This window comes from Streptomyces sp. NBC_00572 (assembly GCF_026341815.1).
GTDB lineage: Bacteria > Actinomycetota > Actinomycetes > Streptomycetales > Streptomycetaceae > Streptomyces.
This window is the reverse complement of the sequence record NZ_JAPENX010000001.1, coordinates 4,798,164-4,820,164: the sequence shown is the minus strand read 5'-3', so window position 1 is coordinate 4,820,164 and position 22,001 is coordinate 4,798,164. Positions and strand designations below refer to the sequence as shown.

At 71.8% G+C, this 22,001-nt stretch carries 21 protein-coding genes; 12 read left to right on the top strand and 9 right to left on the bottom strand.

The features are described from left to right. Positions 1-58 precede the first annotated feature (58 nt). The 5 genes from OG514_RS22335 to OG514_RS22315 form a co-directional block, all read right to left on the bottom strand. Positions 59-988 carry a DMT family transporter gene (locus OG514_RS22335; protein WP_266897426.1) on the bottom strand — a complete coding sequence of 310 codons (930 nt, stop codon included), beginning with the start codon at positions 986-988 and terminating at the stop codon, positions 59-61. Positions 989-1,210: 222 nt separating this feature from the next. Next, positions 1,211-2,236, bottom strand: coding sequence for a LysR family transcriptional regulator (locus OG514_RS22330; protein WP_266897424.1), 1,026 nt, complete (start codon positions 2,234-2,236; stop codon positions 1,211-1,213). A gap of 143 nt (positions 2,237-2,379) precedes the next feature. After that, entirely contained in the window at positions 2,380-3,765 is a 1,386-nt protein-coding gene (locus tag OG514_RS22325; RefSeq protein ID WP_266897422.1) for a hypothetical protein, read from the bottom strand. A 17-nt stretch (positions 3,766-3,782) separates the two neighbouring features. Beyond that, positions 3,783-4,733 (bottom strand): hypothetical protein, encoded by a 951-nt coding sequence (locus OG514_RS22320; protein ID WP_266897420.1) that lies wholly within the window; start codon positions 4,731-4,733, stop codon positions 3,783-3,785. A gap of 69 nt (positions 4,734-4,802) precedes the next feature. Beyond that, complete coding sequence (locus OG514_RS22315; protein ID WP_266897418.1) at positions 4,803-5,288, bottom strand: hypothetical protein; 486 nt, start codon at positions 5,286-5,288, stop codon at positions 4,803-4,805. 669 nt (positions 5,289-5,957) lie between these two features. On the opposite strand from OG514_RS22315, the gene OG514_RS22310 reads away from it, so the two are divergent. The 4 genes from OG514_RS22310 (at position 5,958) to OG514_RS22295 (ending at position 10,700) form a co-directional block, all read left to right on the top strand. Then, entirely contained in the window at positions 5,958-7,184 is a 1,227-nt protein-coding gene (locus OG514_RS22310) for a sialidase (RefSeq protein ID WP_266897416.1), read from the top strand. 16 nt (positions 7,185-7,200) lie between these two features. After that, positions 7,201-8,370, top strand: coding sequence for a chromosome condensation regulator RCC1 (locus tag OG514_RS22305; protein ID WP_266897414.1), 1,170 nt, complete (start codon positions 7,201-7,203; stop codon positions 8,368-8,370). Positions 8,371-8,394: 24 nt separating this feature from the next. Next, entirely contained in the window at positions 8,395-9,582 is a 1,188-nt protein-coding gene (locus tag OG514_RS22300; RefSeq protein WP_266897413.1) for a chromosome condensation regulator RCC1, read from the top strand. Between the two features lie 119 nt (positions 9,583-9,701). Then, complete coding sequence (locus OG514_RS22295; protein WP_266897411.1) at positions 9,702-10,700, top strand: TAXI family TRAP transporter solute-binding subunit; 999 nt, start codon at positions 9,702-9,704, stop codon at positions 10,698-10,700. A gap of 91 nt (positions 10,701-10,791) precedes the next feature. Here OG514_RS22295 and OG514_RS22290 read toward each other — a convergent pair whose 3' ends face one another. Beyond that, positions 10,792-12,228, bottom strand: coding sequence for a HAMP domain-containing sensor histidine kinase (locus tag OG514_RS22290; RefSeq protein ID WP_266897409.1), 1,437 nt, complete (start codon positions 12,226-12,228; stop codon positions 10,792-10,794). An 18-nt stretch (positions 12,229-12,246) separates the two neighbouring features. Beyond that, complete coding sequence (locus OG514_RS22285) at positions 12,247-12,960, bottom strand: response regulator transcription factor (RefSeq protein ID WP_266897407.1); 714 nt, start codon at positions 12,958-12,960, stop codon at positions 12,247-12,249. 352 nt (positions 12,961-13,312) lie between these two features. Between OG514_RS22285 and OG514_RS22280 the strand changes: the two genes are divergently transcribed. The 8 genes from OG514_RS22280 to OG514_RS22250 all read left to right on the top strand — a co-directional run bounded on the left by OG514_RS22280 (position 13,313) and on the right by OG514_RS22250 (position 19,859). Then, positions 13,313-14,041: an amino acid ABC transporter ATP-binding protein gene (locus OG514_RS22280; protein ID WP_266900924.1), complete on the top strand. Its 729-nt coding sequence runs from the start codon at positions 13,313-13,315 to the stop codon at positions 14,039-14,041. 54 nt (positions 14,042-14,095) lie between these two features. After that, positions 14,096-14,917 (top strand): glutamate ABC transporter substrate-binding protein, encoded by an 822-nt coding sequence (locus OG514_RS22275; protein WP_266897405.1) that lies wholly within the window; start codon positions 14,096-14,098, stop codon positions 14,915-14,917. Between the two features lie 120 nt (positions 14,918-15,037). Further along, positions 15,038-15,712, top strand: a complete 675-nt coding sequence (locus OG514_RS22270; RefSeq protein ID WP_266897403.1) for an amino acid ABC transporter permease — start codon at positions 15,038-15,040, stop codon at positions 15,710-15,712. Next, positions 15,709-16,599, top strand: coding sequence for an amino acid ABC transporter permease (locus tag OG514_RS22265; protein ID WP_266897401.1), 891 nt, complete (start codon positions 15,709-15,711; stop codon positions 16,597-16,599). Before OG514_RS22270 ends, OG514_RS22265 begins: the two co-directional genes overlap by 4 nt. 226 nt (positions 16,600-16,825) lie before the next feature. Beyond that, complete coding sequence (locus tag OG514_RS22260) at positions 16,826-18,631, top strand: FAD-dependent monooxygenase (RefSeq protein ID WP_266897399.1); 1,806 nt, start codon at positions 16,826-16,828, stop codon at positions 18,629-18,631. Positions 18,632-18,663: 32 nt separating this feature from the next. Then, entirely contained in the window at positions 18,664-18,750 is an 87-nt protein-coding gene (locus OG514_RS39460; RefSeq protein WP_311605579.1) for a putative leader peptide, read from the top strand. A 105-nt stretch (positions 18,751-18,855) separates the two neighbouring features. Next, a complete protein-coding gene (locus OG514_RS22255) occupies positions 18,856-19,455 on the top strand; it encodes a cysteine dioxygenase (protein ID WP_266897397.1) in 600 nt (199 codons plus the stop codon). After that, positions 19,452-19,859, top strand: coding sequence for a rhodanese-like domain-containing protein (locus tag OG514_RS22250; protein WP_266897395.1), 408 nt, complete (start codon positions 19,452-19,454; stop codon positions 19,857-19,859). The genes OG514_RS22255 and OG514_RS22250 overlap by 4 nt, the downstream gene beginning before the upstream one ends. 159 nt (positions 19,860-20,018) lie before the next feature. Here OG514_RS22250 and recX read toward each other — a convergent pair whose 3' ends face one another. Together recX and recA are read right to left on the bottom strand one after the other, a co-directional pair. Continuing rightward, entirely contained in the window at positions 20,019-20,585 is a 567-nt protein-coding gene (recX, locus tag OG514_RS22245) for a recombination regulator RecX (RefSeq protein WP_266897393.1), read from the bottom strand. 4 nt (positions 20,586-20,589) lie between these two features. After that, on the bottom strand, positions 20,590-21,735 hold the full coding sequence (gene recA / locus OG514_RS22240) for a recombinase RecA (RefSeq protein WP_323181664.1): 1,146 nt from the start codon (positions 21,733-21,735) through the stop codon (positions 20,590-20,592). Positions 21,736-22,001 lie beyond the last annotated feature (266 nt).

The following is a 22,001-nucleotide window of genomic DNA, read 5'->3' as shown; positions in this document are numbered from 1 at the left end:
GCGCTGGACCCGCAACTCGCGCGGTGGTACCGGTATTTCCTCAGGGGAATGGAGCGCGCTATTCAGCCGCCGCCGTCGTCCGTACGGGGGCGGTCCCGGGCGCCGGTTCGGGCGCCGGGCGCGGCTTGCGCCGGAGCAGGCCGGTGGCCGCGAGCACCGCGACCGCCCCGAGCCACACGGTCCAGCCGAGGGGTTCGCGCAGCACCACGGCGCCCAGGACGACGGCCACGGCGGTCATCAGATAGGTGACGGTGGAGGCCACCGTGGGCCCGTCCTTGATGATCAGCTCGAAGTTGAGCAGCGCGGCGAAGCCGGTGCAGACGACGCCGAGGATCAGGACGGAGATCACCGAGTCGGCGCGCCAGGTGATGGTCTGGAGCCCCAGGAAGGGGAAGGCGACCAGGAGCAGTACGGTGGCCACACCGAGCTGCCCTCCGGCGAGCACCAGAGGGGGAATGCCCTTGCCCGCCAGGAACTTGCCCATGTAGGCGAAGCTGGCGCCGAAGCTGATCGAGCCGAGGACGAAGCAGAGGATGCTCCAACCGGTGCCAGCCGAGGTCGAGTTCCACGGCGAGGCGATGAGCGCGGTGCCGCCGAGACCGAGCAGTACGCCGCCGGTCTTGAGGCCGGAGACCCGCTTCTCCTGGCCGAGCAGCAGGGCGGCGCCCAGGGTCCAGATCGGCGCGCTGCCGTTGACCACGGCGGCGACGCTGCTCGATCCGTCGATCTCCCCCTCGGCGTAGAGGGTCCACGGGACGGCGTTGCCGAGCAGGGCGGCGACGGTCAGATGGCCCCAGGTGGCGGCTTCCCTGGGGAGTCGGAGCCCCTTCGCGTAACCGATGGCGAGGATGACGACGGCACCGAGCGCGAGCCGGATCAGCACCATCTGCACCGGTGAGAAGCCGTACCCGGCGATCTTGATCCACAGGAAGACGGAGCCCCAGATGAGACTCAGGGCGGCCAGCCGTGTGCAGGTGGCTTTGGACATGGGTGTTTCCCGCTCTCCGAAGCTCAAGGCTCGGTAAGGAGTTGGAAGAGGATGAAGAGGAAGAGGAGGCAAAGGGACGCGCGGAGCTCTCCGCGGTACGGGACCGAGCCTCGCAGCGGCCGTCGGACGGGTCCAGCAACGGCTGGTGGAAGGTACCGTCCAGCAGCCGTGGCGAATCGCGTCCCGACAGGTCGGAGCCGTAGAGGGGCAGGCTTCGCCGGCTCAGCCGGCGACGGCCGCCCTGGCTGCCGTACGCAGTGCGTCGAGGACCGCGGCGATCTCGGGCGACGTCTGGCTGCCCTCTCGCACGGCCGCGAAGACCGTACGCGAAGGGGCCCGCTCGCTGAACGCGCGGATCGTCACCTCCGGCCGCGGGACCGGCTTGGCGAGGCGAGGCACCAGCGCGACCCCGAGGCCGAGCCGCACCGCCGCGAGCGTGGCGTCCCAGTCGCCGATGGCGTGGGAGGCCCGCGGGGTGAACCCGGCGGCCGTGCACGCGGCGACGCCGATGTCGTGACAGAGGCCCGTCGTGGCGAAGATCCAGGCTTCGTCGGCGAGGTCGGCGAGCAGCAGCCGCTCGCTGTCGAGCAGCCGGTGGCCGGCCGGCAGGGCGATGTCGAAGGGGTCGTCGCAGAGCGCGACCCGGTGGAACCGCCCGTCGGTGCGTCCGTCGGTGCGCCTGTCGGTGCGTCCGTCGGGGGGCCCGGCGGAAGGGCGCTTGTCACTCGGCGCACCGGGCGACGGCCGGGTCGTGTCCGCGGAGATCACGACGTCCGTCTCCCCGCGCTGGAGCAGGGAGAAGCTCTCCGGCGGGTCGACCTCGGCCAGCGAGGTCCGCAACAGCGGCCGGGTCTCCCGCAGTCGGGCCACGGCGGGCAGGATGAGCGCCGACAGGGTGGTGGAGAAGCCGGCGACCGCCACTTCCCCGCGCTCTCCGCTCTGGTGGGCGGCGAGTTCCGCGCGCATCTGCTCGACCTGGGTGAAGACGGCGTCGGCGTGCCTGAGCACGATCCGGGCGGCTCCCGTGAGCCGCAGCCGGCGCCCGGACGGTTCGGTGAGCGGGACGCCCAACTCTCGCCCCAGGGCACTGATCTGCTGCGAGACGGCCTGCGGGGTGAGGTGGAGCGCTTGGGCGGCCGCGCTGACGGTGCCGCGCTCGCTGAGTTCCCTCAGCACCCGCAGCTTCCTCAGGTCCGGAAGGTCGGTCACGCCCGGCACCCCTTCCCGCCACCGCCGCCGTCCGGTCATCGTACGCAGCCGGCGTCCACGTCGATGACCTCCTTGGCGGCCCCGACCTGTTCGCCGTGGCCCGCGCCCTCGGCCCGGACGGCGTACGGCGCCGCCTCACCGCCGTGGCGGGGTGAGGCGGCGGCCCGGCACCGGAGGCGGGGTCAGTTCAGCGGCATGCTCCGTTCCGAGGACCTCACTCCCGGAGCCGTCGGCGCCGGGGTCTTGAGGAGACCCTTGTCGCTGGAGCTCGCCGGCGCGTCCGCGCCGACCGGAGTGGTGGTCATGGGCCGGGCGGCCGCACAACGCTGCTTCTCGGCCTCAGACATGGGACCGGTCCGCTGGAGCAGCCGGTCGGGCACGGCCCGCGAGGGGCCGTCGATGACGGCGTGCAGTCGGTAGTCGTCCTTCTTGCTGACGAACCAGCCCTCGACCCGCTCGCGGCTCGGCTGCATCTCGACCCAGCTCACCTCGCCGGGCTGGATCTTCTCCACGACCGTGCGCTGGTCGCTGCTGAACCACTGCCAGGGCCGCTGCCAGCCCTTCTCGTGGGCGAGGGCGAACTGGGTGGCCATCGGCCGCTCCTTGACGCGCTTCTCGTCCTCCGTCCGGTCTCCCGACGTGGGCAGCCTGGCCACCTCGTTGAGCGCGAGGCCCGCGTCGGCGTAGGTCTGGGAGATGCTGTCGTGGCTGCGCTCGGAGTACGCGAGGAGGCGGGAGTGCTCCAGCGCGTTGCGGGTGCAGTTGACGAAGGCCTCGCCGACGACCCGCGCCCGGTCGTAGTAGCGGAAGGACATCCGGGTGTCCGGCCGGAAGGTGCAGGCGTTCTCTCCGTTGCAGGCGGCGGCCGCGTTCTGGAGGGTGCTCTCGCGGTCGTTGCCCTTGAACGCCTCCGAGGTCCCGAGCGCGGTCTTGCTCACGGTCTTGTCGAGCTCCTGCGGTACCTCGACCGCGCGGATCCGGGCGATCATCGGTGAACAGGTCACATGCGTACGGGAGTCGGTGACGCGTGAGGTGAAGGTGAGCAGCGGCTCGTTCTCGCTCGCGGTGAAGACGTAGGCGCGACCGGTCCAACGCCCCTTGCCGGGCGTGCCCTTCACGCGGTCGGGGTCACCGGCGGTGGTGAGCTCCTGCACCGGGCCGCCGGAGCCGACGACGGCATAGGGCTGACCTGAGACGACCTGCTCCCCCGTGCACTCCTTGGAGACGGCGGGGCTGTCCTCGTACCGCACGGTGACCCTGGCGCCCGCGCGGACTCCGCGCAGCCGCTGCTGGAGGGTGTTGCCGTCCTTCTGGAGGGCGACGCCGTGGGAGGCGTCGGTGCGGCCCGAAGCGGTGGGCGAGTAGCGCTGGTTGAGGCCGGTCCAGTGGTCGATTCCGACGGTGGTGGGGCCGTCGCCCCTCATGACGGGGTCGGCGAAGTCGCCGTTGAGGACGGGGACGGGCTGCTCGGCGGCGGCGGCCGAGGCGAGCGGGGAGAGGGGGACGACGGGCAGCAGCAGACCGGCGGCCCCGAGGACGACGAGGGCCGGGAGCGTGGTGCGGTTCATGGTGGCGCTTCTCCCGGTCAGTTGGCGGCAGGCAGGACGACGACGTGCTTCGGCTCGGCACCCGGGGGCACCGCCCGCGCGGCGGGGACTTCGGCGGCGGAAGCCGGGGCGAGCGCACGGCCGGGGCCGGGAGCCGGGGTGGGGGCGGTGTTTCCGGTGGGCCGCATGCCGCCGCAGACGCCGGCGGGTGCAGCGTACGTCTGGGCGATGAAGTTACTGCTGGTGACCATCGAAGGGCTGTCCACGACGATGCCGATGATCCGCGCCCCGGTGTCGGCGACGAGGCTGCCGGCCACGCGCCGCATGGCGGCGCTCGCACCGAAGACGAGCATGTCGTGCGGTTTGACCGTGGTCTTGTACACGGTCTCCTCGGTGTTCTCGACCGTCCACGACTTGGAGTACGTGGCCTTGAAGGCGGCCTCGAAGGCGAGGCGCGCGCTCAGCGAACCCGAGGCCGTGGCGCCGCCCGCGACCGTGGTCTTGGCGGTGTTCGCCGACGTGGGGCCCTTGTCGAGGTCGGGCGTCTTGTTCTCGCTGGAGATCTCGCCGGTGAGGTTGGTGCTGACCGCGCCGGTGGCGCTGACCGTGCCCTCGGCGGTGATCTGCCCGGAGATCTCACCGCCGATGTTGTCGGTGGTGCCGGTCTTCAGGGTGACGGTCCGCTCGACGGCCATGTCGCTCTGCGTGCAGTTGATCACCGCGTTGCCGAGGGACTTCACGGCGGTGGCGTACTCACGGCCCAGCTTGCGGTCGATCTCGAAGGTGCAGGCGTTGCGCTTGGTGCCGCAGTGCTTCAGGACGTCGGCGACCTTGGCCGGGCGTCCGTCGGCGGTGAGGGCACGGGGTACGGGGGTCTCGCCCGGTCCCTCCTCGGCGGCACCGGCGGGCGGCGCGAGGGAGGCGGCGGCGAGCACGAGGAGGACGGAGAGGGCGGGCAGCAGGACGGCGCGGCGATGGATCGCGGGCATGACGGGGAATCCCTTCGGGACGGAGGGGAGGAGAGGAGAAAGGAGCAGGGGACGTGCGCGGGGAGCGGCTCAGCCGCCGAGGAGGCTGCAGAGCTGGTCGACCGGGAAGGGGGACTGTCCCGGGTCGGTGGACCCCTGCGGCAGCGATCCGGGGAAGGACGCGCAGGTCGAGGACACGGCCTCGGACGCGTTGTTCGTCGGCTCGGGCTCGTTCGTGGAGATGGTGTCGGTCATGTCCTCGACGCCCTTCTCCGCGGCGGCGTCCTTGCCGCCGGTCAGACTGCTCATGCAGGAGGACGAGCCGGGCGGGCACTCCTTGAGCTTCTCCCCGGCCGCCTTGATGTCCTTGTCGGCCTGGCCGGCCGCCTCCTGGGTCTTCTTCTGCTGCTCCTCGATCTCCTTGGCCTCTTTGGCGTTGGCCTCCTTGTCCAGGCAGGCCTGGTCCTCGGGCTGGCACTCCTCGGCGTACGCGGTGGGGGCCAGGGGCAGGGCGAGAGCGGCGGCGAGGACGGCGACGGTCAGCGCACGGCGCGCCGCAGCCTTCAGTTCGGGCATGGGAACTCCCTTGAGACAGGGGTGAGTTGGTCGGCTCGGAAGGGGACGCCAGGGGCGGACAGGGGACTGCCCTCAAGATCACCGAGCGCTTCCAGACGCTAACCGTCGGGGCCCCGGCGCCACGGCAGGACACACGGCGCGGCGCGCTCGTCCGGGCCCGCTCACCGCTTCGGCGGAGCGCACTCGATGACCCTCGGACGGGGCGGCGGCGGGCAGTTCGCGGGCCACCACCCGGATCCGGCGGGCCACCCGTTCGTAGGGAATCGGGGGCGTTCACGAGAGGCCCGACGGCCGTACGCGGCCGGGACCCTCACTCCCCCGGACGCCGCCGTTCGGCGGCCCGCCGGAGCCGGCCGCCGGAGCCCCCTCGGGGCTCGTGACGAGGGCGAATGCGCCCCCTGAACCCCACCCCGAACGGACGTCCGTCAGACGGGTGTTTCAGCCGCTCCGGCTCGCCGTGGTGATCATTCTCGGACAGTCTGCTCATGTGCCCGACGGCCCGTCCCGGTCGTCGCACCGGCCGCGGGCGTGCCATGCCCACGGGCCCGGCACACCGTGTTCGCATGACCCGCGCCCGGCCCCCGTACGCCTCCGCCCACCCCCGCGGACGCGGACGGCACCCGCCGGACGCCGCGCTCCCGTATGTCCCCGTCGAAGGAGAGCAGAGCCATGTCCCGTTCACGACCCGTACCCCCGCGCACGAGACTGCGCGCCCGGCCGTTCGCCGCCGCCGTCCTCACGGCCGCCGCCCTCACCGCCGTACCCGCCCTCGCCCCGGTGGCGACCGCCAACGAGGGCAATCCGACCGTGCTGAGCTGGGGCGCCGGCCGCACCGGCCAGCTCGGCAACGGCACCCTCGCCGACAGCCTCAGCCCGGCCTCGGTCACCAGCCTCTTCCGCGGCGACGTCGACCAGGTCTCGGCGGGCGGCACCTCCTCGTCCGACTCGTTCGTCCTCGCCCGGACGGACAAGACGGTCAAGTCCTGGGGCCACAACTCCTCGGGCCAGCTCGGCAACGGCGGCAACGCCAACCAGACCGTGCCCACCACCGTCCCCCGCCTCGACAACATCAAGGACATCGCGGCGGGCGGGCGGCACGGGCTCGCCCTCAACACCTCCGGCCAGGTCTACTCCTGGGGGGACAACTCCTACGGCCAGCTCGGCAACAACCGCACCGGCGACAGCCGTACCGTCCCCGACCGCGTCCAGGGCATGCCCAAGGTCAAGCAGATCTCGGCCGGCTGCGACTTCAGCCTCGCCCTCCTGGAGAACGGCAAGGTGTACGCCTGGGGCCGCGGCATCCACGGCCAGCTCGGCACCGGCAACCGCGCCACCAGCTCCGTGCCCCGGCAGGTCGAGGGCCTGGAGAACATCGTGGAGGTCGACGCCGGCTGCCACCACGCCCTCGCGCTGACCGCCGACGACACCGTCAAGTCCTGGGGCTACAACCTCTACGGCCAGCTGGGCAACTCCTCCACCAAGTCCTCCACCGTCCCCGTCGACGTCGACTGGGTGGAGGGCGTCTCCGACATCGAGGCGGGCGCCCACCACAACTACGTGAAGACGAGCGACAGCCACGTCTGGGGCTGGGGCAACAACCAGTACGGCCAGCTCCTGGAGGCCGACGAGTCCTTCGACGCCAACGTCTCCCGCACCAACCGCACCGCCCCCGTCGAGATCCCGCGGCTGGAAGGCGTCCAGCACCTCGCGGCCGGCGCCCGGCACGGCGTCGCGGTCACCGCGGACGACGTGTTCGCCTGGGGCCACAACGGCGAGGGCCAGCTCGGCAACGGCACGACGGTGGCACGCTACGAGTCGGTGAAGATCCTCAACGAGGGCTCGGCGATCAAGGCGGTGGCCGTCTCCCTGGGCGGCAACACGACGTACGCGTACTGAGCGGGAGCGTGCTCCCATGACGTACACGTACGTGCGCGGTGTCGCCGCGCTCCTCGCCCTCGCGGCACTCACCGTGCCCCGCCCCGAAACCGCCGTCGCCGCCGAACCCCGGGACCCGTGGGTACGGGCCTGGGGTGCGAACGCGGCCGGCCAGCTCGGCAACGGCACCACGGCCGGCCAGCAGACCCCGGGCAGCGTCCAAGGGCTCGCCCGCGCCTCCGTGCGCGAGCTGGCCGGCGGCGGAAACGCCAGCACCACCGCCTTCGCCGTGGCGGTTCTCACCGACGGCACGGTCCAGTCCTGGGGCGGAAACACCGCGGGCCAGCTCGGCGACGGCACCCTCGTGAGCCGGCCGTTCCCCGCCGCCGTGGCCGGACTCTCCGGAGTCACCGAGCTCGCCGCCGGCACCCGGTCCGCCTACGCCGTCCGCGGCGGGCGGGTCCTCGCCTGGGGCGACAACGCCTACGGCCAGCTCGGCGACGGCGGCACGGTGGCGGCCCCCCGCCCCGTGCAGGTGCAGAGCCTGAACAGGGTGAAGGACGTCGCCGCCGGCTGCGAACACGCCGTCGCCCTCCGGGAGGACGGCACCGTCTGGACCTGGGGCCGCGCCCACAGCGGCCAGCTCGGTCTCGGCAACACCACCGACCGGAACACTCCGCAGCGGGTCCCCGACCTCACGGACGTCGTCGAGGTCTCGGCCGGCTGCCACCACACGCTCGCCCGGCTCGCCGACGGCACCGTGCGGGCCTGGGGCTACAACACCAACGGCCAGCTCGGCGTCGACAGCACGGCGGTTGCGACCTCGCCGGTCGAGGTGCACCACCTCAGCGGCACGGCCCGGGTCTTCGCCTGCGGCTACCACAGCTTCGCCGTGCTCGACGACGGCTCGGTCCGCGCCTGGGGTTGGAACGGTTTCGGCCAGCTCGGCGACGGCTCAACCGTCGCCCGCACCACCCCGGTCCCGGTACCCGGTCTGGACGAGGTCACCGGCATCGCCGGCGGCTGGGCGCACAGCATCGCCGTCCTCTCCGACGGCTCCGTCCTCGCCTGGGGCGAGAACACGGTCGGCCAGCTCGGCGACGCCACCACCACCAACTCCCCCGCTCCGGTCACCGCGCTGCCCACGGGCAGCGGCGCGACCCGCGTCTCGACGCCCGTCGGCGGCAAGTCGAGCTACGCCTACTGACCCGGAAGGTCCCGAAAGGTCCCCATGCACCACAGCAAGCGCATCACCCTGCTCGCCGCCGTCACGGCGGCCACCGCCCTCACCGTCCCGTCCCTCTCCGCCCACGCCGCCGGCACCGACCCCTGGGTCCGCGCCTGGGGCGAGAACGCCCAGGGCCAGCTCGGCAACGGCAGCGTCCTCGCCCAGCAGACCCCCGCCGCCGTCACCGGCATCACCCGCGACGACGTCCGCGAGCTCTCCGGGGGCGGTGGCGGCGCCGCCGCGGCCGCCAACCCCTTCGCCGTCGCCCTCCTCAAGGACGGCACGGTCAAGAGCTGGGGCGCCAACACCACCGGCCAGCTCGGCAACGGCACCACGACCGCCCAGAGCTTCCCCGCCACCGTCGCGGGCCTCTCCGGGGTGAGCGAGGTCTCCGCCGGTCTCAACCACGCCCTCGCCGTCAAGGGCGGCCGGGTCCTCGCCTGGGGCAGCAACGCCTCGAAGCAGCTGGGCACCGGCCAGGACACCACCAACCCGTACCGGACCCCGATCTCCGTGCAGAGCCTGGACCAGGTCAAGGACGTCGGCGCCGGCTGCGACTTCAGCGTGGCGCTGCGGCAGGACGGCACCGTCTGGACCTGGGGCAAGGGCGACAACGGGCGGCTCGGCACAGGCAACAACACCACGCGCGAGACCCCGCAGAAGGTCCCCGAGCTCGTCGACGTCGAGTCCGTCGCCGTGGGCTGCGACCACGTCCTCGCGCTCACCGCCGACGGCACCGTCAAGGCCTGGGGCAAGGGCGCGGAGGGCCAGCTCGGGAACGACGCCACCGCCGACAGCAACAAGCCGGTGGACGTCGCCTACCTCGACGCCGTGGCCAGGATCTTCGCCACCTCCGCGTCCGGCTTCGCCGTCCTCGACGACGGCAGCCTGACCGGCTGGGGCAAGAACACCGACCGGCAGCTCGGCGACGGCACGAACGCCAACCGCACCACCCCGGTCGTCCTGGACACCCTCAGGGGCGTCCAGAGCATCGCGGGCGGCGCCGACTTCACGGTGGCCGCGCTGGACGACGGCTCGGTGATCGGCTGGGGTGCCAACGCGGCCGCCCAGCTCGGCGACGGCTCCACGACCGGGACGACCGGGACCTCGACGGTGACGGCGCTGCCGCCGGGCAGTGGCATCACTCACGTCGCCACCACCGTGACGGGCAAGTCCGCGTTCGCCTACTGACCCGGCACGGCCGCGCGGACCCCTCGCCGGGCCCGCGCGGCCCTCCCGGCGGCACGGGAGAGCGGGCCCACACCTCCGATCCTGGCCAGAAACACCGGTGGCCTGGCAGGATCGCGAGCATGTTCGCCTCCCTCTCCCGTGCCGCCCGCCGCCGTGTCCTGGCGGGCGCGGCCGCGCTGCTCGCGGTGTGCGGGGTGCTGGTGTGGTGGCTGGTGCCCTTGGGCACCCCCGTACCGAGCGGTTCCGTCACTTTCAGTACGGGAGTCCCCACCGGCGTCTACCAGCAGTACGGAAAACTGCTCAAGCAGGCCCTCGCGCAGGACCTGCCCGAGGTCTCGATAGAGCTCACCCGCAGTGAGGGCTCCCAGCAGAACCTGGCCCGGGTGGCCTCGGGCAAGGCCGACTTCACCATCGCGACGGCCGACGCGGTGGCCCAGTACCAGCGCGAGCGCAGGCCCGGCTTCGAGCGGCTGCGCGGCTGCGCCCGCCTCTACGACGACTACGTACAGCTCGTGGTGCGCAAGGGCTCCACGCTGCGGAGGGTGCGGGACCTGCGCGGTCTCAAGGTCGGCGTCGGCCAGGACGGCTCCGGCGTACGACTGATCGCCGACCGGGTCCTCGCGGCGGCAGGCCTCACCCCCGTACGGGACGTCGAGGCGGTCTCGGCGGGCATCGACACGATGCCCGAGCTCCTGGAGCGCGGCGAGCTCGACGCCTTCTTCTGGTCGGGCGGCCTCCCCACCCTGGCGGTGCAGACGCTGTCCGAGCGCTTCGAGATCCGGCTGCTCCCCCTGGACGCGCCGCTGGTCGACCGGCTCCACGACGTCGGCGGGTCGACCCGCCACTACCGGTCGGCGGTGATCCCGGCCGACGCGTACGCCAAGGCACAGGACGGCCGGCCGATAGAGACCCTGGCCGTGGCGAACCTCCTGGTCACCACGGTGGAGGCGGACGCGGACCTGGTGGAGGGCTTCACCAGGACGGTGATCAGGAGCCGGGACCGGATCGGCAGCCAGGTCCACCCGGCCCAGCTGGTGGACCTGCGGACCGCCGTCTACACCGAACCCCTGCCCCTCCACGAGGGCGCCCGCCGCTACTACCGCTCGGTGAAGCCCTGAGCTTCCTGCTCTGACGGCCTGGTCCCGATCGGCCCGGAACCGCCTTCCGGCCCTGCCCGCCCGGCTCTGATGGCCCGGCGCTCCCGGGTCCCTACCGCCCGGTGAAGCCCTCGGCCTCGCGGTCGCCCTTCGCCGCCGGAGGGTTACGGGGCACGGTGACCGTGACCCGCAGCCCGTGCGGCTCGTTCGGTGCGAAGGCGATGCCGCCGCCGCCCGCCGTGAGCAGGACGCGGGTGATCGAGAGGCCGAGGCCCGATCCCTTGATGTTCTGGTGTCGGCCCGAGCGCCAGAAGCGGTCGCCGACCCGCCCCAGCTCCTCCTCGGTGAGTCCGGGGCCCTGGTCGGCGACGACGACGGCGACGCTCTCCCCGCCGGACAGGGCCTTGGCCGTGACGCTGACCTCCTCCCCGGCCGGGGTGAACTTCAGCGCGTTGTCGATCACCGCGTCCAGCGCGCTGGAGAGCGCCACCGGGTCCGCCCAGGCGGTGACCGCCCCGCACTCCCCGGTGAGCACGACGCCCTTGTCGTCGGCGACCGGCCGCCAGGACGCGACCCGCTCGGCGGTGAGCGCCCCGACGTCGATGAGCCGCAGCTCGGCCGCCGCGTGCTCGGCGAGGGCCAGGTCGAGGAGGTCGTCGAGGACCTGGGAGAGGCGCTTGCCCTCGGTCCGTACGGAGGCGATCTCCTCGTTGCCCTCGGGGAGCTCCATGGCGAGGAGCTCGATGCGCAGGAGCAGCGCGGCCAGCGGGTTGCGCAGCTGGTGGGAGGCGTCGGCGACGAACGCCCGCTGCTGTTCGAGCGCCTCCTCGACGTTGTCCGCCATCTCGTTGAACGAGAGCGCGAGGCGCCGGAGTTCGGGCGGTCCGCCGGTCGCGGCGACACGGGAGTTCATGCGCCCGGTCGCGATGTCGTGGGTGACGGAGTCGAGCACGCGTACGGGCCGCAGGACCCAGCCGGTGAGCCGGAACGCGGCACCGACGGCGACGAGCATGGCCAGGGACTCGCCCGCGAAGATCAACAGCCAGCCGCGCAGGATGCGGAGGCGGAGCTGCCCGGTGGGCGAATCGGTGACGACGACGGCGACGACGTCCCCGTCACTGACGACCGGGGAGGCGATGGTGAGCCGTGCATGGCCCTGCCAGGGCCACACCTGCGGCGGATCGTGGCTGCGCCGGCCGAGGAGTGCCTCGCGGAAGGCACGGCGGCCCTCCCCCTCGTACGGGACGACCCAGTCCTCGGGTGCGGCGGCCATGGACCGGTTGTCGCGGTAGAAGACGCCGGCCCGGATGCCGTACACGTCGTAGTAGCTGGCGAGTTCGCCGCCCAGGGTGGTGCGCCGCTCGTCGGCGCCGGGGTTCGTCTCGCTGACGAACTGGGCGAGCGCGGCGAAGCGCGCGCCGTCGTCGAGCCGGTCGACGACGACCCGCTGCTGTTCGGAGGCGGCAAGGCTGGCGGCGAGCGGGAAGCCGAGGGCGAGCAGGACGCCGGCCATCAGGATGATGAGCAGCGGAAGAAGGCGGGTGCGCACGAAGGGGCCGTCCGGCGGTCAGGCGGCGGGGGCGACCAGGCGGTAGCCGACGCCCCGCACGGTCTCGATCAGGGCGGGCATCCGGAGCTTGGAGCGCAGGGAGGCGACGTGCACCTCCAGGGTGCGGCCGGTCCCCTCCCAACTGGTGCGCCAGACCTCGCTGATGATCTGCTCGCGGCGGAAGACGACTCCGGGACGCTGGGCGAGGAGGGCGAGCAGGTCGAACTCCTTGCGGGTGAGGGGCACGCTCTCGCCGTCGACGCTGACCCGGCGGGTGGGCAGCTCGATGGTGACGGAGCCGAGCCTCAGTTGGCTTCCGTCGGTGGCCGTGCCGCCGCTCGCCGACTCCTCGGTTCCCGCGTGGCGCCGACTGACGGCGTGGATGCGGGCGAGGAGCTCGCCGGGATCGTAGGGCTTGACGACGTAGTCGTCGGCGCCGAGGTTGAGGCCGTGGATCCGGGAGCGTACGTCGCCGCGCGCGGTCACCATGATCACCGGGGTGGTAGTGAGCTTCCGGATGCGTCCGCAGACCTGGTAGCCGTCCTGGTCGGGCAGACCGAGGTCGAGCAGGATCACGCCGTAGGAGGGGCGCTCGCCCTGCGCGGTGGGCAGGACGGCCTGGAGCGCCTCCTCGCCGTTGCGGGCATGGGTGACCGTGAAGCCGTGCTTGGCGAGGATCGCGGAGAGGGCGGCGGCGACATGATCGTCGTCCTCGACGAGCAGCAGTCGCATACGTACCTCCTCCGTGGTGATGTGCTGATGACGGCTCTCTGTGTACCAGGTGGTACCAGGGCATGAACACCGAACATCGGTGCCGACCGCTGTCTCAGTCAAGTGTCACCTGGTGACGCCGGTGTTTCTGTTATGCAGCCGGTACGGCCCGGGGTGTCCCGTTCACACACTGTGTCCGGTTGCGGCCGGATCGTTATCCTCAATTTCCGCTCAGATGTGATGACGGTCATCACATCGGGTCTCTAGTGTCCTCCCCAACCGAGGAGGACGGAGCTAGAGCCCGATGAGCGGAGAGTCAGTGTCCAAGTCCGTGCCCAGGGGGCCCGAGGACACCCCGCGCGCCGCCGACGACCTGGTCGTACTGTCCGGCGTGAACAAGCACTTCGGCGCACTGCATGTCCTCCAGGACATCGATCTGACGATCAGCCGCGGCGAGGTCGTGGTCGTCATCGGACCCTCCGGGTCCGGCAAGTCGACGCTGTGCCGCACGATCAACCGGCTGGAGAGCGTCGACTCCGGCACCATCACGATCGACGGCAAGCCGCTGCCGGCGGAGGGCAAGGAGCTCGCTCGCCTGCGTTCCGACGTCGGCATGGTCTTCCAGTCGTTCAACCTCTTCGCGCACAAGACGGTGCTCGAGAACGTGATGCTGGGCCAGATCAAGGTCCGGAAGACGGAGAAGAAGGCCGCCGAGGAGAAGGCCCGCGCCCTGCTCGACAGGGTCGGGGTCGGCACCCAGGCGGACAAGTACCCGGCGCAGCTCTCCGGTGGCCAGCAGCAGCGCGTGGCGATCGCCCGCGCGCTCGCGATGGGCCCGAAGGTCATGCTGTTCGACGAGCCGACCTCCGCGCTCGACCCCGAGATGATCAACGAGGTCCTCGAGGTCATGCAGCAACTGGCGCGGGACGGCATGACGATGGTGGTCGTGACCCACGAGATGGGCTTCGCACGCTCCGCCGCCAACCGTGTCGTCTTCATGGCGGACGGTCGCATCGTCGAGCAGGCGACGCCCGAGGAGTTCTTCAGCAACCCGCGCAGCGACCGGGCCAAGGACTTCCTCTCCAAGATCCTTCACCACTGAGCGAGTTCGGGCCTATTCTTCCCAACTCACTTCTAGACCAAGGGACATTCCTCGATGAAGCTTCGTCGCACCCCCGCCGCCGCCGCGGCCGCCGTCGTCCTCGCGCTGACCGCCACCGCCTGCGGCACCGGCTCCGACTCGGGCAGCAACGGTGACAAGATCAACGTCGGCATCAAGTTCGACCAGCCCGGCCTGGGCCTGAAGACCCCGGACGGCAAGTACGCCGGCTTCGACGTGGACGTGGCCCGCTACGTCGCCAAGGAGCTCGGCTACGCCGAGGACAAGATCAACTTCAAGCAGGCGCCCAGCGCCGAGCGCGAGAACCTGATCAAGAACGGTGACGTCAAGTTCGTCGTCGCCAGCTACTCGATCAACGACAAGCGCAAGAAGGAGGTCGACTTCGCCGGTCCGTACTTCCTGGCCCACCAGGACCTGCTCGTGCGCGCCGACGACAGCTCGATCACCAAGGTCGAGGACCTCAACTCCAAGAAGCTCTGCTCGGTCACCGGCTCGACCTCCGCGCAGAACGTCAAGGAGAAGCTGGCCCCGAAGGCCGACCTCCAGCAGCTCGGCGGCTACTCCGAGTGCCTCACCGGCCTGGAGAACAAGCGCGTCGACGCCCTGACCACGGACGACTCCATCCTCGCGGGCTACGCCTCGCAGAAGGAGCACCAGGGCAAGTTCAAGCTCGCCGGTCTGAAGATGAGCGACGAGAACTACGGCATCGGCGTCAAGAAGGGCGACGACGACCTCCGCGGCAAGATCAACAAGGCGCTGGAGAAGATGGTCTCCGACGGCACCTGGGAGAAGCTCGTCAAGGAGCACTTCGGCCCCTCCGGCTACAAGTACGAGTCCGCGCCGAAGGTCCAGAACTGACCTGACCCGCTCCGGCCGTGACGGCCGCCCCCCACCCGGGGCGGCCGTCGCACCGGCACCGGCCGCTGCCCACGCACCGGCCTCCACACCGACCGACCACCAGGGGAGAGCGCGGGCATCGTGTTCGACTTTCTTGATTCCGGGCAGTACGACCTGCTCGGCGCCTTCTGGGTGACGGCGCAGCTCGCCCTCTACTCGGCGATCGGCTCGCTGATCTGGGGCACCGCCCTGGTAGCGATGCGGGTCAGCCCGGTGCCCGTCATGCGGGCCTTCGCCACCGGGTACGTCAACATCGTCCGGAACACGCCGCTGACCGTGGTCATCGTGGCCTGCTCCTTCGGTCTCGACCAGACCCTGGGCATCACGCTCGGCGGCGGACGCTCGGAGGACATCGGCTTCCGGCTGGCGATCCTCGGGCTCATCGCGTACACCGGCACCTTCGTCTGTGAGGCACTGCGCTCGGGCATCAACACCGTCCCGGCCGGCCAGGCCGAGGCCGCCCGCGCCCTCGGCCTCGGCTTCACCCAGGTCCTCACCCTGGTGGTGCTCCCGCAGGCCTTCCGCACGGTGGTGACCCCGCTCGCCAACGTGCTCATCGCCCTCACCAAGAACACCACCGTGGCGGCGGCCATCAGCGCCGCCGAGGCGGCTCTCCTGATGAAGGAGATGATCGAGAACGAGGCCGATGCGCTCTTCGCCGTCTTCGGCGTCTTCGCGTTCGGCTTCATCCTCCTCACCCTCCCCACCGGCCTGATCCTGGGCTGGGCGGCCAAGCGTCTGGCGGTGAAGCGATGAGTTCCGTCCTGTACGACACTCCCGGCCCCCGCGCCAAGCGGCGGAACGTGATCTACACCATCGTCTTCCTGGCCGTCTTCGGCCTGGTCGCGTGGTGGGTCCTGGCGGCCCTGGCCGACAAGAACCAGCTGGACGCGGACAAGTGGAGTCCGTTCGTCACCGACTCCCGGGTCTGGACGACGTATCTGCTGCCCGGTCTGACGGAGACCCTGAAGGCCGCCGCGCTGTCGATCCTGATCGCGCTGCCGCTCGGCGCCCTCCTCGGCATCGGCCGGCTCTCCGACCACCGCTGGGTGCGGGTTCCCGTCGGCACCGCCGTGGAGTTCTTCCGCGCCATCCCCGTACTGCTGCTGATGATGTTCGCGGCCGCCCTGTACCGGGAGTTCACGACGATCAGCTCCGACTTCCGCCCGCTGTACGCGGTCGTCACCGGTCTCGTGCTCTACAACGCCTCCGTGATCGCCGAGGTCGTCCGCGCCGGTGTGCTCTCCCTGCCCCGCGGCCAGGGCGACGCGGCCGAGGCGCTCGGCATGCGCAAGGGCCAGACCATGCTGTACGTCCTGCTGCCGCAGGCCGTCACCGTCATGCTCCCCGCCCTCGTCAGCCAGCTCGTCGTGATCGTCAAGGACACGGCGCTCGGCGGCGCGCTGCTCGGATTCGCGGAGCTCCTCAGCCAGAACCGGCAGATCACGGCCAACTACGGCGCCAACACGATCGCCACCTTCACGGTCATCGCGCTGATCTACATCGTCATCAACGCGATCCTCACCTCCCTCGCCGGACGCCTGGAGAAGCGCCTGCGCCGGGGCAAGAAGTCCGCCGCGGTGAACATTCCGGCCCAGCCCGGAGCGACCGAGGTGAAGAGCGACGCCGTCAGCGGCGCCTGACTCCGAGGCAGCCCCACCGGCAGTGAGCGGTGGGGCCCGACGGGGTCCGTGGGGCAACAGGGGTGGGCCGGAGCGGTACTGACTTCAGGTCAGCCGCACCGCGCCCACCCCGTCGCTTGACGCAAGCACCCTCAGTGGGTTGCATACGGTCTGTGATCAAGCACCGGGCTCGTGCCACACTCAGATGTGCTGCCCCCATGACCGTCCGGCCTTCAGGAGCCGCGCCGTGGACCCGGTGATCATCGTGGGCGCTGGGCCTGTCGGCCTCGCGCTCTCCCTCGCGCTCGCCGCGCAGGGCGTGCCCAGCGTCGTCCTCGACGAGAGCTCGGGCAAGGACGAACCCCGCCCTGCCCGGAGCGTCGTGCTGCGCGCCGACATGGCCGCGATGGTCGAGCGGCTCGGCTGCACCACCCTCCGTGACGAGGGAGTCCGCTGGGTCGGCTGGCGCGGGATGCGTCGCCGCCAGGTGGTCCGCCACCTCGCGCTCGACCTGGGACTCGGCGGTACGGAGGAGTGGTCCGAGGACCCCGACGCGCCCTCCGCCCCGGCCGCACCGCTGCACATCCCCCAGCACGCCCTCGCGCGCGGGCTGCGCGACGCCATCGCCCACCAGAAGCTGATCCGGCTCGTCACCGAGGCCCGCCTCGACACCATCGAGCAGGACCGCGACGGGGTCGTCGCCCACACCCGGGGCCCGGCGGGCACCTGGTGGCGCGGCAGCCACCTCGTCGGCTGCGACGGCGCCCGCTCGACCGTACGCAAGCTGCTCGGGATCCGCTTCCCCGGCCGCACGGCGGTGGAGCGGCACGCGGTCGCCGCGCTCCGCACCGAACTCCCCTGGCCCGGCGAGGCCCTGCTGCACCGGCAGCCGCCGTGGCGCGGCGCCGCCGACGAGATCACCGCCCGCCCGCTGCCCGACGGGGTGTGGCGGATCGACTGGCTGCTGCCGCCCCGGGGCGACCTCGTCACCCCGGACGCGCTGGTCGCCCGGATCCGCGAGACCCTGGCCGGCTGGTGCGACGGGGTGACACCCCCGTACGAGCTCATCGACACCGGCGTCCACACCCTGCACCACCGGCTCGCCCGGCGCTGGCGGGTCGACCGGGTCCTCCTCGCCGGGGACGCGGCCCATCTGCTGGGCGCGGTCGGCACCCAGGGTCTCGACGAGGGGTTCCGGGACGTGGACAACCTCGCCTGGAAACTCGCCCACACCTGGCACCACGGCGCCTCCGAGCGACTGCTCGACAGCTACCAGAGCGAGCGTCGCTCGGCCGTCGCCCACCGGCTGCGCGGCGCCGACCAGTCGCTGCCGGTCCTACGGGGCGGCGGCGGCCTGCGCACGTACCTCCCGGGGGCCACGCGCGGCCACGACGCCCTCCTCACCGACGGCCATGTGGGGCGCGGCCCGCTGGGCGCGCCCCCGGCGTACCCCCACTCCCCCCTCGCACCTCCGTACACCGAGGGCCGGACCCCGGTCGGCACCCCGGAGGGCGCCCCGGTCGAGGACGTCCGCGTGACCGCCCCCGACGGCACGACCGTACGGCTCCGGGACCGGCTCGGTCAGGGCCGCCTCCTGGTCCTCCTGGTCGCCCCCGGCACCGGGGTGTGGGACCGGCGGCACTGGCGCGGCGCCGGGGTGATGCCCCGGCTCGAAGAAGCGGTCGCCGCCCTCCCGGCGAAGGCCGAGGTCCTGGTGACGGAGGCCTACCCGGGTGCCCCGGCCCACGCCGTCCTGCTGGTACGGCCCGACGGGCATCTCGTCGCGGCCTTCGCCGGGGTCCACCCGGAGGAGCTGTACGCGGCGGCGGACGCGGCCCGGGGCGGTTCCGCGACGGAGGAGCCGGCGACCGGGCCGCAGGGCGCGAAGACGGGGACGAAGGCCGGGACGAAGACCGGGAAGAACGCTCGGACGGATGCCGGGTCGGACATCGGGTCGGACGCGGGAACGAACGCCGGGTCGGACGCCGAATCGGGCCCCCGATCGAGCGCCCAGGCGACCGCGGGGAGTGACCGCACAGCGGACATGCATTGATTCCCCCAGGCACACATGGTGTACTCCGGAGCGTGACCGACACCGATGTGCGCCTGTGGCGGAGGGTCCATATGGACCTCGTCCGCTATGCGGGCTGCGTGTGTCGCCCGTCCTGCTGATCTCGCTCCCTTCCCCGCGCGCGCCCCGCCACCGACGTACGTCCCTCGTATCTCCGTGTGCCGTGCTGCCGCCGCGCGCCTTCAGCGAACCCAGGACGGTCACCCGTGTCACACCCCGCTCCCGCACGCCCCCCGAAGGCCCCCACCGACGACTCCTCCGCCGCACGGACCGGCAGCTCCGGCGCCCCCGGCCGTTCCGGTGGCTCCTCCGGCGCCCCGACGGCGGCCGATCTCCTCGACTTCGTCCGGCGCACGGCGGCGGACCGGGAGCTGGTCGACTCCCTGCCGCTGGACCCCGAGGGCCGTACCTGGGTACGGCTCGACGGCCCCGGCGGCAGTGAGGCCTGGCTCATCGGCTGGCCGCCCGGCACCGGCACCGGCTGGCACGACCATGCCGAGTCGCTGGGCGCCTTCGCCACCGCGCGCGGCACGCTCACCGAGAACGCGCTGGCGGTCCGGCTGCCGGCGGGCGGCTGGAAGACCCTGGAACTGGCCGACGGCCTCGACCGCTCCCGCCGTCTCGGCGACGGCGTCGGCCGCGCCTTCGGCCGCCACCATGTGCACGAGGTCCTCAACGAGTCCCGGGACACCCACGCGGTGTCGGTACACGCCTACTACCCGCCGCTCCCGCTGATCCGACGCTTCAGCCGGACGGGCGCGGTACTCCGCCTTGAGCAGGTCGAACGCCCGGAGGACTGGCAGTGAGCGACGACCGCGTCGGCATCGACGAACTCCTGGAGCGGGTCAGGTCCGGCCTCGACCGGATCGAGCCCCGGGCCGCCCACGAGGCGCACGAGGCGGGTGAAGCACTCCTGGTGGACACGCGCTACGCGGCCCTGCGCGAACGGGACGGTCTGATCCCGGGCGCACTGGTGGTGGAACGCAATGAGCTGGAGTGGCGGCTCGACCCCCAGGGCAGCCACCGCGCGCCGGAGGCGGACAGTCACGACCTGTTGGTGGTGGTGCTCTGCAACGAGGGCTACGCCTCCTCCCTCGCGGCCGAGTCCCTGCGCCGCCTGGGCCTGCACCGCGCGACCGACCTGATCGGCGGCTTCCAGGCCTGGAAGGCGGAGGGCCTCCCGGTGCTGCTCCCGACAAGGACCGGCTGACGGAGCACAGTCGTGAGCACGACCGTGAGCATGACCATGGGCTCGGGCCGTGAGCACGAGCGCGACCATGAGCTCGGGCCGTGAGCGCGACCATGAGCTCGGCTGCCGGCACGGCCACCGCCACGGCCTCGACCGAGTCCTTCTGATCTCCCCCGGGGATCAGAAGGACTCGTCGAGCCCGTCCGTGTCCTCGCCCTCGGCCTCCAGGGCCTGGCGGACGACACGAAGGGCCATGCCCTCGGGATAGCCCTTGCGGGCGAGCATCCCGGCGAGCCGTCTCAGGCGCCGGTCACGGTCGAGACCGCGGGTGGCGCGCAGCTTGCGGGCGACGAGCTCCCGCGCGGTGGCCTCCTCCTGGTCGGAGTCGAGCTGCTCCACCGCCTCCTGGATGAGGGTCGGCTCGATGCCCTTGGTCCGCAGCTCACGGGCGAGGGCCCGGCGGGCGAGGCCCCGTCCGTGGTGGCGGGACTCCACCCAGGCCCCCGCGAAGGCGGCGTCGTCGATGAGCCCGACGTCCTCGAAGCGGGAGAGGACCTCCTCGGCCACGTCGTCGGGGATCTCCCGCTTGCGCAGCGCGTCGGCGAGCTGCTTGCGCGTGCGGGGGGTCCCGGTGAGCAGGCGCAGGCAGATCGCCCGCGCCCGCTCAGCCGGATCCTGGGGTGACAGCTCCTTCTCGGCCCTCGACGAGTCGGGGCTGTCACCCGGCCATTCGGTGCGACCGGTCACTGGTTCAGCTCTTGACCGCGGTGGCCTTGGTCGCCTTCGCGGTCTTGCTCGCGGGTGCCGGGACGCTCTTGGCGGCGTCGTCCGTGCCGGCCGCGTCCGCGGCGGCAGCCGCGTCCGTCGCCGGTTCGGCCTTCGCGGCCTCGGGCCGGACACCGACGCCCAGCTTCTCCTTGATCTTCTTCTCGATCTCGTCGGCGAGGTCGGGGTTGTCCTTCAGGAAGTTACGGGCGTTCTCCTTGCCCTGGCCGAGCTGGTCGCCCTCGTACGTGTACCAGGCACCGGCCTTGCGCACGAAGCCGTGCTCCACGCCCATGTCGATCAGGCCGCCCTCGCGGCTGATGCCCTGGCCGTAGAGGATGTCGAACTCGGCCTGCTTGAAGGGGGGCGCGACCTTGTTCTTGACCACCTTGACGCGGGTGCGGTTGCCGACCGCGTCCGTGCCGTCCTTGAGGGTCTCGATACGGCGGATGTCGAGACGCACCGAGGCGTAGAACTTCAGGGCGCGGCCACCGGTCGTGGTCTCCGGCGAGCCGAACATCACGCCGATCTTCTCGCGGAGCTGGTTGATGAAGATCGCGGTGGTCTTGGACTGGTTGAGCGCACCGGTGATCTTCCGGAGCGCCTGGCTCATCAGCCGGGCCTGGAGACCGACGTGCGAGTCGCCCATCTCGCCCTCGATCTCCGCACGCGGGACGAGCGCGGCGACGGAGTCGATGACGATCAGGTCGAGGGCGCCGGAGCGGACCAGCATGTCGACGATCTCGAGGGCCTGCTCACCACTGTCCGGCTGGGACAGGATGAGGTTGTCGATGTCGACGCCGAGCTTCTTGGCGTACTCGGGGTCGAGGGCGTGCTCGGCGTCCACGAAGGCCACCTGGCCGCCGGCCTTCTGGGCGTTGGCCACGGCGTGCAGGGTCAGGGTCGTCTTACCGGAGGACTCCGGTCCGTAGACCTCCACGACACGGCCGCGCGGCAAGCCACCGACGCCGAGGGCGATGTCGAGGGCGGTCGATCCGGTGGAGATCACCTCGATCGGCTCCTGGACGCGGTCACCCATGCGCATCACGGCGCCCTTGCCGAATTGGCGTTCAATCTGTGCGAGCGCGGCGTCGAGCGCCTTCTCGCGGTCGGTTCCTGCCATGGGTTCCACCCGGTTTGCTTGAGTCGATCGCTTCATGTGAAAGACGCTAACCCCTGCCACTGACAATGGGCCCCGACGTCCCCTCCGGCCTGTGGACAACTCGGCGACAAGCCCGAGATTCCAAGGGCCGGGCTTCCATGAGAATGGATGTTCGATTTCAGTGTCAAGCACACTCCGGGGTGACACGCCGACCTGATGTGACCGAGCGTTCCCGTTGGCCACCGAGCGTCGCAGCGGCGACACCGACCGCGCCTCCGCGGCCCTCCGCGGGGACA